At 44.6% G+C, this 15,436-nt stretch carries 14 protein-coding genes; 5 read left to right on the top strand and 9 right to left on the bottom strand.

Annotated features, from left to right (window positions below):
* Positions 1–15 precede the first annotated feature (15 nt).
* Entirely contained in the window at positions 16–621 is a 606-nt protein-coding gene (locus FTU42_RS09345; RefSeq protein ID WP_005096979.1) for a TetR/AcrR family transcriptional regulator, read from the bottom strand.
* A 532-nt stretch (positions 622–1,153) separates the two neighbouring features.
* On the opposite strand from FTU42_RS09345, the gene FTU42_RS09340 reads away from it, so the two are divergent.
* From FTU42_RS09340 to FTU42_RS09330, 3 genes are all read left to right on the top strand, one after another.
* Positions 1,154–2,935, top strand: coding sequence for an acyl-CoA dehydrogenase C-terminal domain-containing protein (locus FTU42_RS09340; protein WP_005096978.1), 1,782 nt, complete (start codon positions 1,154–1,156; stop codon positions 2,933–2,935).
* Positions 2,936–3,014: 79 nt separating this feature from the next.
* Positions 3,015–4,190 (top strand): thiolase family protein, encoded by a 1,176-nt coding sequence (locus FTU42_RS09335; protein WP_180083325.1) that lies wholly within the window; start codon positions 3,015–3,017, stop codon positions 4,188–4,190.
* 117 nt (positions 4,191–4,307) lie between these two features.
* A complete protein-coding gene (locus tag FTU42_RS09330; protein WP_180083310.1) occupies positions 4,308–5,804 on the top strand; it encodes a succinate CoA transferase in 1,497 nt (498 codons plus the stop codon).
* An 88-nt stretch (positions 5,805–5,892) separates the two neighbouring features.
* On the opposite strand, the gene FTU42_RS09325 is transcribed toward FTU42_RS09330, so the two are convergent.
* Positions 5,893–6,969 (bottom strand): putative zinc-binding metallopeptidase, encoded by a 1,077-nt coding sequence (locus FTU42_RS09325; RefSeq protein ID WP_005096974.1) that lies wholly within the window; start codon positions 6,967–6,969, stop codon positions 5,893–5,895.
* A 245-nt stretch (positions 6,970–7,214) separates the two neighbouring features.
* Here FTU42_RS09325 and FTU42_RS09320 point away from each other — a divergent pair, with 245 nt between their 5' ends.
* Both FTU42_RS09320 and FTU42_RS09315 read left to right on the top strand, forming a co-directional pair.
* On the top strand, positions 7,215–7,661 hold the full coding sequence (locus FTU42_RS09320; protein WP_180083309.1) for a GNAT family N-acetyltransferase: 447 nt from the start codon (positions 7,215–7,217) through the stop codon (positions 7,659–7,661).
* A gap of 116 nt (positions 7,662–7,777) precedes the next feature.
* Positions 7,778–8,665, top strand: a complete 888-nt coding sequence (locus FTU42_RS09315; RefSeq protein ID WP_180083308.1) for a DMT family transporter — start codon at positions 7,778–7,780, stop codon at positions 8,663–8,665.
* A gap of 69 nt (positions 8,666–8,734) precedes the next feature.
* Here the strand turns inward: FTU42_RS09315 and pcaD are convergent, their stop codons facing one another.
* The 7 genes from pcaD to benC form a co-directional block, all read right to left on the bottom strand.
* Positions 8,735–9,514, bottom strand: coding sequence for a 3-oxoadipate enol-lactonase (pcaD, locus tag FTU42_RS09310; protein ID WP_005096968.1), 780 nt, complete (start codon positions 9,512–9,514; stop codon positions 8,735–8,737).
* Between the two features lie 64 nt (positions 9,515–9,578).
* On the bottom strand, positions 9,579–10,784 hold the full coding sequence (gene pcaF, locus FTU42_RS09305) for a 3-oxoadipyl-CoA thiolase (RefSeq protein WP_005096966.1): 1,206 nt from the start codon (positions 10,782–10,784) through the stop codon (positions 9,579–9,581).
* Positions 10,785–10,910: 126 nt separating this feature from the next.
* Entirely contained in the window at positions 10,911–11,564 is a 654-nt protein-coding gene (locus tag FTU42_RS09300) for a 3-oxoacid CoA-transferase subunit B (RefSeq protein WP_159515746.1), read from the bottom strand.
* Positions 11,565–11,583: 19 nt separating this feature from the next.
* A complete protein-coding gene (locus FTU42_RS09295; protein WP_005096964.1) occupies positions 11,584–12,255 on the bottom strand; it encodes a 3-oxoacid CoA-transferase subunit A in 672 nt (223 codons plus the stop codon).
* Positions 12,256–12,298: 43 nt separating this feature from the next.
* Positions 12,299–13,513: a benzoate/H(+) symporter BenE gene (benE, locus tag FTU42_RS09290; RefSeq protein WP_180083307.1), complete on the bottom strand. Its 1,215-nt coding sequence runs from the start codon at positions 13,511–13,513 to the stop codon at positions 12,299–12,301.
* A gap of 58 nt (positions 13,514–13,571) precedes the next feature.
* Entirely contained in the window at positions 13,572–14,357 is a 786-nt protein-coding gene (gene benD / locus FTU42_RS09285; protein WP_180083306.1) for a benzoate diol dehydrogenase BenD, read from the bottom strand.
* A 24-nt stretch (positions 14,358–14,381) separates the two neighbouring features.
* Positions 14,382–15,398 (bottom strand): benzoate 1,2-dioxygenase electron transfer component BenC, encoded by a 1,017-nt coding sequence (gene benC / locus FTU42_RS09280; protein WP_005170812.1) that lies wholly within the window; start codon positions 15,396–15,398, stop codon positions 14,382–14,384.
* Positions 15,399–15,436: the final 38 nt, after the last annotated feature.

Genomic DNA, 15,436 nt, shown 5'->3' with positions numbered 1-15,436 from the left:
TTTTTATTATAGGGCTTAGACTGACGAGATTTTATCCGGGGTCATCAGCGCCTGATTAATATACAGTTTAATCAGACGTTCACGCGAACCAATCGCTTTTTGATAATTGGTTGAATTTAATAATAGTGAAGCTCCATAAGTCACGGTCCAGATATAAGACAAATAATCCCGAATCGACATGGCACTTTCTAAAGCCACCAGATAATCATGGGTCATGTCTTTAATCCGGATAATCCGTTCTTCGCGAATCCGATAAAGCTCCTGAAATAAATCTTTCAGGTTTTTTTCATTATTGGTTAAACGCTCTTCAATCACATGCAACAGGATGGTGCGATTGGAATTGAGCATGTGATAGAGCATATATTGCGAAACATAATTTTTAATATCGTTATTATATTTTTTTGATATTTCCAGAATTCTTTTTTCATTCAGAATAATTAGTTCTAAATATAACTGGTTCTTGCTTTTGAAATGCTTGTAGATCGTTCCTTTCGCGATGTCCAGTTCACTGGCAAGTTCACTCAGGGTAATGTCCTGATTATTGTCCAGTAGCAGGCTTTCAGCCATGCTCAGGATCTTCTCTTTACGAAGAAGGAAGTTCTGCTGTCTTACAGTCGTCATCTTCTTGGTCCATATTTTTCGAAAAAGAACCTTTCAAGAATATTCAATTTTACCCAAGATAGCTATAAAACTAAGGTCGTGATATTTATCTAATTTTGTATATTTATGCAGCAACTGCTGACAATGAAAAATATATATGGTGTCAGTCTGGAAATATTGTCAAGAAAACTGAACCCTAGAGATCAACTTTGCTAAATAAAATTCCATTTTCAGCATAATTATTTTATTGTTTCAGCACATCAAGTGAAATCATTATTCGGTTTAAGACCGTCCTGGCAAAGGATTATAGTGGTGAATAAAGAATCATTTTAAGCCTGCTTGGTTCAGTAAATAACGGTGACATAAAGCTTGGGTTTTTAAATTTTATGTCGCTTATTTAGTTGAATGAGATTTACTGCTGGATTAATTCGAGATGATGATTTTCGATTGATATGCATTGATTGAAGTAAAATCATAAAAAAGATTTTCATTAATCAATGATTATAAAACGCTCAGCAACAGAATTGAGTATCACCAGTTAAGGAATGTAAGAATGCCTATTTATAATGCGCCGCTAAAAGACATGGAATTTATTTTAAATGATGTGTTTCAAGCTGAACAATTTTGGCAAGGTAATGAAAATCTTGCACATTTAGATATGGCAACTGCAAATGCAATTCTGGAAGAGATGGCCAAATTTTCCAAGAATGTCATTCTTGACCTGAATCGTCCTGCGGATGAAGAAGGTGGTGCTCAGTTTAAACATGGTGAAGTGACCACACCTACAGGCTTTAAAGATGCCTTTAAGCAGTTTGCTGAAGGTGGCTGGGTAGGTTTAGGTGCCAGTGAAGAATGGGGCGGGCAGAATATGCCAAAAATGCTGACCGTGCTGGCCGATGAAATGATCTGGAGTACCAATCCATCATTTATGCTTTACCCGCTGTTAACCGTGGGTGCAGGCATGGCGATTAATGATCGTGCTTCACAAGAACAGAAAGAAACCTATTTACCAAAATTCTATACGGGCGAATGGTCGGGCACCATGTGTCTGACTGAGCCACATTCAGGTACTGATCTTGGCATAATCAAAACCAAGGCTGAACCCAATGAAGATGGCAGCTATAACATCAGCGGTACCAAAATCTTTATTACCAGCGGTGAACATGACCTGAGTGAAAATATCATTCATCTGGTGCTGGCAAAAACACCAAATGCACCCGCCGGTTCACGTGGCATTTCCCTGTTTATTGTGCCGAAATTTCTGGTGAATGCAGATGGTTCACTCGGTGAACGTAATGCAGTATCTGCGGGTTCAATCGAACATAAGATGGGAATTAAAGGCTCGGCGACCTGCGTCATGAACTTTGATGGTGCCAAAGCTTATATGGTCGGTAACGAAAATGAAGGACTGGCCGGCATGTTCGTGATGATGAACTACGAACGTCTGTCGATGGGAATTCAGGGCATTGGCGCGGCAGAATTTGCTTATCAGAATGCGGCACAATATGCGACAGACCGTTTACAGGGACGTGCCTCGACCGGTGCGAAATCACCGGAAAAACCAGCCGATTCGATTCTGGTACATGGTGATGTGCGCCGGATGTTGCTGAATGTGCGCGCCAACAATGAAGCATCTCGTGCCTTTGCTGTCTATGTCGGTCAGCAGCTGGATATCACCAAATATTCGACCGATGCTGAAGCGGTGCGTAAAGCGACCGACCGTGTGGCTCTGTTAACCCCAATTGCCAAAGCATATCTGACTGATAAAGCATTAGATTCTGCACTGGAAGCGCAAATGTGCTTCGGTGGTCATGGTTATATCCGTGAATGGGGTATGGAACAATGTATTCGCGATCTGCGCATTTCACAAATTTATGAAGGCACCAATGGTGTGCAGGCAATTGACCTGATTGGCCGTAAAACCACCAAATGTAAAGGTGCTTATATTGCAGAGTATATCGCTGAAATCCGCGAGTTCGCCCAAGGTCTGGATGATTCATTGACGATTAAAACGGCGACATTAGAGACCTGTCAGCAACTGGAAGACATCACCAGCTTTATCGTCGAGCAGTCTCAACTGAATCCGGACTTTGCTAACTCGATTGCGGTCGATTATCTGCATGCGGTGGGTCTGCTCAGTTTTGTGTATATGTATGCGCGTATCAGCAAAGCTGCAGCAACGAAAGACGATAGCTATTTCCAGAACAAATTGGTACTGGCGAATTATTATGTCGCCAAAGTTCTCCCGGATTTGAGTGCCCGAATTCAACGTATTCAGGCAGGTGCAGAACTGGTCATGCAATTACCTGAAGACTATTTCACTGCACAGGCTTAAACCGGCAAGTATTGCGAAGGACAAACACTGCAGAGCTTCTGCTGTGCGGTGTTAAATAACAATGATGAAAAAGGATGAGATTAGAATGATTGTAATTGTAGAAGCTGTACGTACCGCAATGGGTGGTTTTCAAGGCTCACTTTCAAGCTGTACGGCGCCTGATTTGGGTGCTGTGGCGATCAAGGAAGCTGTAGCTCGTGCAGGTTTAACTGCAAACGATATTGATGAAGTCATTATGGGCTGTGTACTGCCGGCGGGTTTAAAACAGGGCCCGGCACGTCAGGCCATGCGTCAAGCCGGCTTACCGGATTCAACAGGTGCCACCACGATCAATAAAATCTGTGGCTCAGGCATGAAAGCGGTGATGCAGGCAGCAGATGCAATCAAAGCGGGTTCGGCTGAAATTGTGGTCGCAGGTGGCATGGAATCTATGTCTAATGCGCCATATTTGATGGACAAGGCACGTGCCGGTTTCCGTATGGGACATGGCAAAGTCACGGATCACATGTTCCAGGAAGGTCTGGAAGATGCAGAAACAGGTCTGTCGATGGGAATTCTGGCACAGGAAATGGCAGATAAAAAAGGTTATACACGCGAACAGCAGGACGATTATGCCATTGGCTCATTAAACAAAGCGGTGACGGCTGTTCAGCAAGGCTTCTTTAAAGATGAAATCGTAGCAGTCACTGTCAGTAACCGTAAAGGCGATGTGGTGGTTGAGCAGGATGAACAGCCTTTAAATGCCAAAGCGGACAAAATTTCAAGCTTGCGTCCAGCCTTCAAAAAAGACGGAACCATTACCGCAGCAAATGCCAGTTCAATTTCAGACGGTGCTTCAGCACTGGTGGTCACCTCTAGTGAAATTGCTGCACAGCGTAACTTAAAACCGCTGGCTAATATTTTGGCCTATGCTAGCCATTCGCAGCATCCTTCGGAATTCACCATTGCACCTGTCGGTGCGATTGAAAAAGTGCTGAAAAAAACCGGTTGGGATGCCGCCGATGTTGACCTCTGGGAAATCAATGAGGCTTTTGCCATGGTGACGATGCTAGCCATTGATGGCTTTAAACTGGATACTGCAAAAGTCAACATCAACGGTGGCGCATGTGCGCTCGGTCATCCACTGGGGTCTTCTGGTTCCCGTATTATTGTGACCTTGATTCATGCCTTAAAACGTACTGGTGGCAAGAAAGGTATTGCCGCACTGTGTATCGGTGGCGGTGAAGCAACTGCGATTGCAGTGGAACTGGTTTAAGTCCAGCCAAAATTCAATGCTCGAATTAGCAAAATTAATTATTGATTGATTTAGACGCTAATGCTCTTGGTTCACCAGGAGCAGACGCCTCTTTATTTTATATTTTTGAGATTTTTTATGAACGGTTTAGAGCGCATTCGTTTGCTCCCATTACAAGATAAAGTCGTATCTGTCGAAAAAGCACTACAACTGATTCAAGATGGCGATGTAGTTGGTTTAAGTGGTTTTGGGGGGGCAGGTGAAGCGAAAACTGTGCCTTTGGCCTTGGCTGAATATGCACAGAAGTATCCAATTCATATTACCTTGGCGACAGGTGCAAGTCTGGGGAACCGGATTGATGGAAAACTCAATGAAGCACATGTCATAACCCGCCGTTATCCTTATCAGGCAGATCCTTCTTTACGTAAAGCGATTAATGCCGGTGAAGTGATGTATGTCGATCAGCATCTCTCTGAACTGGCCGATAATATCCGTCATAAAAACCTGCCAGCGATTAATGTGGCTGTAATTGCTGCAACTGCGATTACTGAAGACGGTCATATTATTCCGACAGGCTCTTGTGGAAATTCTGCAAATTTCATCGAAATGGCAGATCGGGTCATTATTGAAATTGATATGACGATTAATCCCGTGCTGGAAGGCGTTCACGATATCTATGTACCTCAAGCACGTCCAAACCGCGGGCCAATTCCTCTGACTCAAGCCAGTGACAAAATTGGAACAATCGGGATTCATGTTGCACCTGAAAAAATTTCTGCGATTGTCATCAATGAGATTCCAGACACTTCCTTTGGCATGGACGAACCGGATCAAGAAACGCTGGCGATTGCCAGTCACCTGATTCATTTCTTTGAACAGGAAGTGGCAGCAGGGCGTTTACCTGAAAATCTGGGGCCGCTGCAATCCGGTGTGGGCTCCGTGGCCAATGCGGTCTTTGCCGGCTTCGAACATTCCAATTTCAATAATCTGGAAATGTATTCTGAAGTCTTGCAGGATTGCACTTTCCAGCTTATCGATTCAGGCAAGATGACCTTTGCTTCAGGTTGCTCCATGACCCTGACCGATGACTGTGCCGCACGAGTGATGAACAATTTTGATCGATACAAAGATAAAATTGTCTTGCGTCCACAGGAACTTTCCAATAATCCTGAACTGATTCGCCGTCTTGGGATTATTGCGATTAATACAGCACTTGAGTTTGATATTTACGGAAATGTGAATTCAACCCATGTTACTGGAACCAAGATGATGAACGGTATTGGAGGCTCGGGAGATTTTACCCGTCATGCGCATATTGCCATCTTTGTGACCAAATCCTATGCCAAAGGTGGTGCGATTTCTTCAGTCGTTCCCCTAGTCAGCCATACCGACCATACCGATCATGACGTTGATATTCTGGTGACTGAGCAAGGTTTAGCAGATCTGCGTGGTTTGGCACCGCGTGAACGTGCCCGCAAGATTATCGATATCTGTGCTCATCCAGATTACCGCGAAAGTTTAAATCATTATTTTGAGCGTGCCTGTGCGCGTGGTGGTCAGACACCGCATTTATTGAATGAAGCTTTGTCTTGGCATGCCCAATTTGAAGAAACCGGTTCAATGAAAACCGCTTAATACGTTTAATCGCATTGATCATCAAATAGAGCCCGTCGTATACGGGCTTTATTCATTTTATTACATTCAGTTTTTTGTCGTTTAGAGATCATTTGGATGATTTAAAAACTTTTTCCAGTACATGCCGATGTATAAATCGAAGCTTGTCTTTTACCGCTTCGGTCAGCTTGAATGGGTAGGCATCTTCCAGACCCATACAACGGTTCAAGGCATTTAAATTAAAGGTTAAGGTAACCCAGTTTGCAAGAATATGTTCAACGTCCTGTCCGCCAATTGGACATTCTTTAAAATCCATGCTGGCCAGATAGCCACCATTACCAATAACGCGGATTCCAGCATAGTAAGCAGTTTCCAGTGTTTCCATCATATGCAGATAATGCGCCCAGGTTTCTGCCCAGTCTTCCCAGGGATGTGCGGTGGCATAAGCACTAATATAGTTTTCCTGCCAGTTGATCGGGGCGCCGTCATTATAATAAGTTTGCAGCGCCTCACTGTAATTTTGCCGCTCATCGCCAAAATAATGACGAAACTCTTCAATCAGTTCCGGATGTAAGTGTTGCATCAGTGCAAAATAGTAATGTCCGCTTTCATGGCGAAAATGACCCAATAAAGTCCGGTAATTTTCTCCCATATTCACGCGTGTTGTTTCACGATACACCACATCCGCTTCAATCGCATTTAAAGTAATCACACCATTGGCATGACCAATCAAAACCGGCTGATCATCTTCAGGCAGTAAAAAATCAAAACGCAGGCCAAATGGATCATCTTCAGATTTTTTGGGGCGTGGCATCATGTTCATACGCTGCGCCAAATAAAGGAAGCGGCGTTTGGCCTCTTCCAGTCGAAACCAGTAAATCAGGTTCTCTGAATTTTCCAGATCAGGAATCACATGAGTGAGTTGACAGGACTCACAAAAATCTTCATCTTCATTACTGGGAATCATCCAGTTACATACCTGATAGTGCGTATAGTTATGACAGGGTTTATAACTGGCATGCTGATAACTTTTGGAGACTGGAATCCATTGATCAGCACTCTGCTTTTTAAATGCGCACAATTCTTTTTCCGAAGCGACATAGCCGATTGGTGACATACAATGATCACAGACTGATTTGTAAAAAAATAGCTGTTGCTGGCAGACGGCGCATTCAAAATGTTTCATCTAAACTCCCTGTAGGGAAGCAAACTGTCTAGAATGCTTACCTAAATTTCATCCTATTGTAATAACATCATAAAAATTTTAATAAAAACTCTATATGGCTGAATTGTAAGTGGAGGATGCTTGGCATTATATTGTGAGCTAAATAACTTGTTATTTTTAATAGAAAAAGATTGCTTAGAGAAATACAAATTGACAGATGATCTGTTTTTGCAACAAAGCCAGGTTAAGGTGAAATTTAAAATAATATGAACATTAGAAAAGCTACTGTTCAGGATACATCTGCTATCGTAGAAGTCATTGCGCCATTTGTAGAGGCTGTCACTACGGCAGAAGAGGGACGCTTACGTTTTAAAGCTGAAGTAATTCAAACCATTTTTGAACGGCCAGATATTTATTATTATGTGGCTGAAATTGACTGCAGAATAGTCGGTGTTGTGGCTTATATAGCGCCGGCACATTTCATGCATTTTTTCTTGAATAAGGCTTATCAAGGTCAAGGTTACGGTCGCCAAATGTGGCGCTTTTTAGAAAATCAGATTCGTAGCCAAGGTCATCAATCTATTACTGTAAAATCCAGTTTATATGCTTTGGATATTTATAAACGCTTCGGTTTTGTTGAAATGGGCGAATACACTGAGGAAAATGGCATTCGTTTTATTCCCATGCGAAAAGACTATTTAGCTGAAATTTAAACTATCTAAAAACAATCCAAACTTTCCGCTATTCACCTTCACTCCATTTTTAATTAGTCATGCCTTTTACTTAGGCATAGAATTGGTTCACTTTTGTTATATATGCAAATCATTTTATGGCAATCAGTTGGATCTTTTTCACCTTAATGGCTGCATTTATGCAGGCATGGCGCAATGCATTTCAAAAACAGCTGAGCACTACGGTCGATGTTTGGGGGGTCACGCTGGCACGGTTTATCTTTGCCTTGCCCTTTGCAATAATCTATCTGTCCAGTCTTTATCACTTCAAGCCCGTTGAAAATATTATCCATTTTACTCCCAGGTTTTGGGTCTATATTGTGATTGCTGGTTCAAGCCAGATTTTAGCGACTGCCTTGATGGTGAAGCTGTTTCAACAAAAAAATTATGCGATTGGGGTCGGTTTGGCTAAAAGTGAAGCCATTCTTGCCGCCGTCATTGGTGTCGTGTTTTTAGCCGATCATTTATCGGTACTGGCCTGGATCGGTGTGGTACTCGGTGCTTATGCTGTATTCCTGCTGAGTAAAGGCCAGCAGATCAGCGGATTTTCTGCCCATACCTTAGCGATTGGAATCGGCAGCGGCTTAAGTTTTGCGATTACCTCACTCTTGGTCAGGGAGGCGAGTCTGGAGCTAAGCACATTGCCAACTGTCCATCGTGCTGCATGGGTACTGCTGATGGTCATCAGTTTTCAATGCATCAGTATGCTGATCTATCTGAGTCTATTTAGCCGCCAGACTTTAGTGGCCATGTGGCAACGCTTGAGATTAACCTTTAAAGTCAGCGTGTGCAGCTTTATGGCATCGCTGGGCTGGTTTACTGCCATGAGCATGATGAGTGTGCCCATTGTCAAAACACTAGGTCAAATCGAGATTTTATTTAGTATGCTGATTTCTGCATATTTCTTTAAGGAGAAACTGGCACGTGCCGAGCATTGGGGGCTGGGCTTGGTGGTGATCGCTGCGATTTTGGTCATTTGGGCTTAATGCTGACTCCATCTTGATAAAAAAAAGCCACTGATGATGATCAGTGGCTTTTTTCTTTTTTTGAGCAGTTTAAGCTGCAATAAATGCCTGAACTGCCTGATTGAACGCTTCAGGTTGCTCGACATTGGAAATATGCGATGCATTGATTTCAAACAGTTGGCTATTGGCAATGCTGGCTTGCATCGACTGACCATCAGCAACAGTCGTTACAGGATCTTGCTGACCTGCCACAATCAATACAGGAACTGAAATTGTCTTTAACTGTTCACGTAAATCCGCTTTAGCCAAAGCTTCACAGCAACTCGCATAACCTTCCGGGCTGCCAGCTCCAAGGTCGTTTGAAAGTTCTGCAACAATTGCTGCGTTGCTTTGAATAAAGGGTTCGGTAAACCAGCGTGATGCTGCGGTCGATGCAATCGGTGCCAAGCCTTGCTCACGCACCAGTGCAGCACGTTCCAGCCAGGCCTGTTCCTGACCGATTTTGGCTGCCGTATTACACACAATCACTTGGTTAAAGCGTTCTGGACGGTTAATTGCCAGCCATTGGCCAGTCAGACCCCCCATGGAAATGCCACAGAAAGCAGCTTTCTGGATATTTAAATGATCCAGTAGATTCACTACATCTTGACCCAGTTGATCCAGGGTATATGGCCCTTGTGGTGCGCTCGAGCCACCGTGACCACGGGTGTCATAACACACCACGAAATAATCTTTCTGGAAAAATTCAATTTGTGGCTGCCACATGCTGAATTTGGTGCCCAATGAATTGGAGAACACAATTGCAGGCTTAGAGGTATCCCCAAAAGTCTGGTAATTAATTTGTGCATCGTTAGATGTAAATGTTGGCATTAAAATCCCTCCCGACCTCCCTTTAAAAAAAGGGAGGGGAAATTTTTATTAAGTGATCGTGCTTTTAGACGCGTTCGATAATCAAAGCAATACCTTGACCGACACCAATACACATTGAACATAGTGCATATTGACCGCCAGTTTGTTCCAGCTGGTTCAAGGCAGTGGTCACCAGACGTGCACCAGATGCGCCGAGTGGATGACCCAAGGCAATTGCGCCACCGTTCGGATTGACTTTTTCCGAGCCGTCTTCAATGCCTAGATCACGGGTACATGCCAGTGCTTGGGCCGCAAAAGCTTCATTCAGCTCGATCACATCCATCTGCTCTAGCGTTAAACCGGTTTGAGCAAGTAGCTTTTTGATAGCAGGTGCCGGGCCAAAGCCCATGATGCGCGGCTCAACACCCACAACTGTTGAGCCAATAATTTTGGCACGTGGTTTTAAACCGTATTGCGCAATCGCTTCATCAGACGCGATCAGTAGGGCGGCAGCACCATCGTTAATGCCTGAAGCATTACCGGCTGTAACTGTACCATCTGCTTTGACCACAGGTTTCAGTTTTGCCAGAGCTTCTGCAGTGGTAGAGGCACGTGGATGTTCATCTTTATCTACGACCACCGGATCGCCTTTACGTTGTGGAATCACCACCGGAATGATTTCTTTATCAAAGAAACCCTTGGCTTGTGCTGCGGCTGTACGTTGCTGGCTGCTCAGGGCAAATTTGTCCTGATCTTCACGGTTAATCCCAAACTGTTCAGCGACATTTTCAGCCGTTTGCGGCATGGTTTCTACACCGTACATGTCTTTGAGTTTCGGGTTAATGAAACGCCAGCCCATGGTGGTATCTTCGATTTTCTGACTACGGCCATAGGCGGTTTCTGATTTGCCCATGACAAAGGGTGCACGAGACATTGACTCGACACCACCGGCAATGATCAGATGGGCTTCACCCGCTTTAATCGCACGCGCAGCCATGGAGATAGTATCTAGCGATGAACCACATAGGCGGTTGACTGTAGTTGCAGGCACTTGATAAGGCACACCTGCAAGCAGCGCTGACATGCGGCCAACGTTACGGTTATCTTCACCGGCCTGGTTGGCACAGCCATAGATCACATCATCGACCTGTTCCCAGTTCACCGATGGATTACGTTCTATTAAGGCCTTGATTGGAAGTGCACCGAGATCATCAGTACGAACAGGAGCGAGGCCACCGGCATAACGGCCGAATGGGGTACGGATGGCATCGATAATATATGCGTTTTTCATGTTTTTACTTTCCAAATCTTTGAATCCCTCCCAACCTCCCTTTACTAAAGGGAGGCGTTTTTCCCTGAATTTAAAGGGTGAAAGTCCCTCCTTTAATAAAGGAGGGATTTAGGGAGGATTTATGAATTAGTTTTGAGTCGCATCAATCAGCTTGGCGCCAGTCAATGACTGCAATTCTTCGAATGACAGACCTTCGACTTTCTCAATCACTTTCATGCCTTCGCTAGTGATATCAATCACACACAGGTCGGTATAGATACGATCCACACATTTCAAACCAGTCGCCGGATAAGACAGTTCAGCCACAATTTTTGGCTCGCCTTTCTTCGTGACGTGATCGGTGGTAATAAAGACTTTCTTGGCACCCACAGCCAAATCCATTGCACCGCCAACAGCCGGAATCGCATCCGGTGCGCCAGTATGCCAGTTGGCCAGATCACCATTTTCAGCAATCTGGAAGGCACCCAATACTGCGATGTCTAAATGACCGCCACGCATCATCGCGAAGGAATCACCATGATGGAAGAATGAACCCCCTTCCAGTAAGGTTACGAATTCTTTACCAGCATTGATCAGCTCTGGATCACGGTCTTCTTCAGCAGGAGGAGGACCAAAAGCCAACAGGCCATTTTCAGAATGCAGGAATACATCTTTATCTGAAGGCAGGTAGCTGGAAATTTTGGTTGGCAAGCCGATGCCCAGGTTGACATAAGCACCATCAGGAATGTCTTGTGCCACACGTTCAGCGATCTGGTCACGGGTCAGTTTGCTATAGCTCATTATTTATCTCCGATGCCAATTATTGTGCAGGTTTAACTTGAACAACGTGTTGAACAAAAATTCCAGGGGTAATGATGTGCTCTGGATCCAGTGCACCGAGTTCCACGACTTCAGACACCTGAGCAATGGTGATATCTGCGGCCATCGCCATGATCGGGCCAAAGTTACGGGCAGATTTGCGATATACCAGATTGCCCCAACGGTCGCCTTTAGAGGCTTTGATCAAAGCAAAATCTGCTTTAATTGGATTTTCTAAAACGAAGTCTTTGCCTTCGTAATTTAAAGTCGGTTTGCCTTCAGCCAGCAAGGTACCAAAACCGGTAGGCGTGTAGATTGGACCTAAGCCCATACCTGCGGCCTGAATACGGCAAGCCAGATTACCTTGCGGCACCAGTTCCAGTTCGATCTTACCTGCACGGTAAAGTTCATCGAATACCCAGGAATCCGACTGACGCGGGAAAGAGCAAATGATTTTACGTACAGCCCCGGCTTTCAGCAGTTTCGCCAAACCGTAGTCGCCATTGCCGGCATTATTATTGACGATAATTAAGTCTTTGATACCCAATTCGATCAGACCATCAATCAGTTCAGCAGGCTGACCCGCTGTACCGAAACCACCAATCATGATGGTTGAACCATCTTTGATCTGGGAGAGTGCTTCTTTCAATGATAATGAACTTTTATCTATCATAATCTGGTCCTTTCATATCCTAAACTTATGGATGTCTTTAAACTCATTTTGAATCTGATGCTGCAAGCGAAACAGCGTTACGGTCTTTTTGTGACAATACAAAGTGCGCCACCAAACCAATACAAATCCCCCAAAAGACTGAGCTCAGTCCAAGGAACTGCATACCAGATGCAGTCGCCAAAAATGTGATCAGGGCAGCATCACGTTGTGATTCTTTGCCCATTGCAACGGAAATATTGGTGGCAATTGCACCGAGCAATGCCAGTCCGGCCAGAGCCGCAATTAATTCTTTAGGCATCAGGCTAAAGAGCATGACGATGCTGCCGGCAAATAAACCGCCTAAAATATAGAAAATCCCATTCGCGATACCGGCGATATAACGTTTTTCTTTCAGCTCATGTGCGTCTTTACCCAAACATAAAGCAGCCGTGATTGAGGCCAGTACAATGGTAATACCGCCTACACAGGCCACCGCAAGCGAAGCAATACTGGTCACACTAATAATAGGTTTGGCCGGCATGTCATAACCGCTGAGCTTGATAATGCTCATGCCTGGTAAAAACTGGCCAGAAAGACTGACTAAAATCAACGGTAGTGCCAGATTCAAGGTCGAGTTCCAGGTCCATTCCGGGGCAATAAATTGTGGAATCGCCAAGCTAAAATCAGCGGTCACCGGGTTAATTTTACCGAGTAACAGACTTAAAACCACACCTGCCACCAATACCCAAACCATGGCATAGCGTGGGCTGAAACGCTTGGCCAGTAAAAATACTGCCAGCATGCCGAACACAATGTAGGGCATGGTATCGGTTGCCGTAAACAGACCTAAACCAAACTGCAATAAAATCCCGGCCATCATTCCGGCAGCCACTTCCTGAGGAATCCAGGACAGCAATTTGTCGAAATAACCGGTGATCCCAATGAAAAAAATCACCACGGCAGAGGTGATATAGGCAGCAACCGCTTCATTGAGCGAAATATCAGGAAAAAGCGTGACTAATAAAGCCGTTCCGGGTGCAGACCAGGCAGTCACCACCGGTATTTTGTATTTAATCGATAAGAAAATACCGGCAAGTGCAGCACCAATAGAAATTCCCCAAATCCATGAAATCATCATGTCTGGGGAAACTTGGGCTTGTTGAGCAGCCTGGAAAAAAATGATTAGTGGACCTGAATAGGAAATCAGCACTGCTAAAAATCCTGCAACAGTCGCTGAAATTGACCAATCATTTTTTAAACTGTGAAACAGGTTATTCATTGGTGATGTGCCTCCTTGCGTCAAACCATGATCCTGTTAAAAAAGTCATGATCAGGACTTAGCCCTGATCACCACCACCGACCGGTACGACAGTACCAGTCATATACGATGATTCATCCGAAGCCAGGAATACAATTGCATTCACTTGTTCCTGAATCGTACCGTAGCGACCCATAAAAGTACGGTCAATGGTCTGATCAACCACTTGCTGCATCCAGTCTTTTTCTGACTCAGTCAGTGGATTGGCATTGCGTGGCACTTTACGCGGTGGTGCTTCGGTACCGCCAGTTGCGATCGCATTAACACGAATTCCATCTTTGGCATGTTCAAAGGCAAGGGAAGCAGTCAGGCCGTTCACACCACCTTTAGATGCCGAATATGGCACACGGTTAATGCCGCGTGTCGCAATAGAAGATACGTTTACAATTGTACCTTTCTGATTTTGAATCATTTCTGGAAGAACTGCACGGCAGCACCACAGCGTTGGGAACAGTGAGCGGTTCACCTCCTTGATAATTTCCTCTTCAGAAAATTCTTCGAAAGGCTTCATCCAAATCGCGCCACCAACATTGTTGATCAGGACATCGACACGGCCATAAGTTTGCAGCGCTTTAGCGACAACAGATTCTGCGCCGGCAAAGGTTTCCAGATTGGCTTTGACAGTAATCGCATCACCGCCATTGGCTTTAATTTCAGCCAGAACTTCCTCTACAAAAGGGGAAAGATCCGCCATGACGACTTGTGCGCCTTCGCTTGCCACTTGCAGCGCCACACCGCGCCCGATGCCTTGGGCAGCACCGGTCACGATCACGACTTTATTTTCAAATCTTTTTGCACGGTTCATTCTATTCTCCGGTTCAGTCTGAACTTAGTTTGCAGAGAATTTTTCAAACAGGAAGTTTGCAGGTTTAACGCCTTCAGCATCTAACCAGCCGCGAACTGCTTCAACCATTGGCACAGGACCACACAGATAAATATCCACATCACCCGCATTGAGCCATTCTTTTTCGATATGACCGGTCACATAGCCTTTACGCTCATGATTAGATTCTGGATTCGCAATCACAGTACGGTATTCGAACCAAGGGAATTTATCCTGCAGCTCATTTAGTTTTTCAATCGCTACCAGGTCAAAATCATTGGTCACACCAAACACCAGACGCACTGGATGTTCTGAACCTTTTTCTTCTAAGACTTGCAGCATCGACATAAACGGCGCGATCCCTGTACCACCCGCCAGCATCAGCACTGGACGGGTCACATTACGCAGGTAGAAGCTACCAAATGGACCCGTGAAAGTCATTTTGTCGCCAGCTTTGGCATTGACGCTTAAAAATTCACTCATTTTACCGTTTGGCACGTTACGTACCACAAACCCGGTTAAACGGTTACCTGGTTTTGAACTGAATGAATAAGAACGGGTTTCAGTCGTTCCCGGGATACCGACATTGACATATTGACCTGCAAGGAAGTGAATGTCTGCCTGACCTTCGTCTAACTGAATATCAAAAGTAATAGTCGAGTCAGATAAGTTCTCTACGCGTGCCAAAGTACCCTGGAAGGCATGAATTTCAGTTTTGCAGACTTCTGAAGAGGCTTGAATCTGGAACACTGCATCTGAAGTCGGTTTACACTGACAAGCCAGAATAAAGCCTTCAGCGGCTTCTTCAGGAGTTAAAGCATCTTCAATATAAGTTTCTTCAGGCATGTCATAAGAACCTGATTCACAAAACGCACGACACGTTCCACAAGCACCATCACGGCAGTCCAAAGGAATATTGATCTTTTGACGGTAGGCTGCGTCTGACAGTGTTTCACCATCTGAAACAGAAATAAAACGTGTAACGCCATCTTCAAATTGAAGTGCAACATTGTGGTTTGACATGGCTGAATATCCTATATAAATCTTTGTAACTGAGCCTT

It is taken from the genome of Acinetobacter sp. YH12102 (assembly GCF_013419125.1).
GTDB classification, from domain to species: domain Bacteria; phylum Pseudomonadota; class Gammaproteobacteria; order Pseudomonadales; family Moraxellaceae; genus Acinetobacter; species Acinetobacter pseudolwoffii.
The sequence above is the reverse complement of the archived record's forward strand: the minus strand, read 5'-3'. Positions and strand labels throughout refer to the sequence as shown.

Coding starts and splice junctions, on each gene's coding strand:
- FTU42_RS09345 (WP_005096979.1), bottom strand. CDS start 621: ATGACGACTGTAAGACAGCAGAACTTCCTTCTTCGTAAAGAGAAGATC.
- FTU42_RS09340 (WP_005096978.1), top strand. CDS start 1,154: ATGCCTATTTATAATGCGCCGCTAAAAGACATGGAATTTATTTTAAAT.
- FTU42_RS09330 (WP_180083310.1), top strand. CDS start 4,308: ATGAACGGTTTAGAGCGCATTCGTTTGCTCCCATTACAAGATAAAGTC.
- FTU42_RS09325 (WP_005096974.1), bottom strand. CDS start 6,969: ATGAAACATTTTGAATGCGCCGTCTGCCAGCAACAGCTATTTTTTTAC.
- FTU42_RS09320 (WP_180083309.1), top strand. CDS start 7,215: ATGAACATTAGAAAAGCTACTGTTCAGGATACATCTGCTATCGTAGAA.
- FTU42_RS09315 (WP_180083308.1), top strand. CDS start 7,778: ATGGCAATCAGTTGGATCTTTTTCACCTTAATGGCTGCATTTATGCAG.
- pcaD (WP_005096968.1), bottom strand. CDS start 9,514: ATGCCAACATTTACATCTAACGATGCACAAATTAATTACCAGACTTTT.
- pcaF (WP_005096966.1), bottom strand. CDS start 10,784: ATGAAAAACGCATATATTATCGATGCCATCCGTACCCCATTCGGCCGT.
- FTU42_RS09300 (WP_159515746.1), bottom strand. CDS start 11,564: ATGAGCTATAGCAAACTGACCCGTGACCAGATCGCTGAACGTGTGGCA.
- FTU42_RS09295 (WP_005096964.1), bottom strand. CDS start 12,255: ATGATAGATAAAAGTTCATTATCATTGAAAGAAGCACTCTCCCAGATC.
- benE (WP_180083307.1), bottom strand. CDS start 13,513: ATGAATAACCTGTTTCACAGTTTAAAAAATGATTGGTCAATTTCAGCG.
- benD (WP_180083306.1), bottom strand. CDS start 14,357: ATGAACCGTGCAAAAAGATTTGAAAATAAAGTCGTGATCGTGACCGGT.
- benC (WP_005170812.1), bottom strand. CDS start 15,398: ATGTCAAACCACAATGTTGCACTTCAATTTGAAGATGGCGTTACACGT.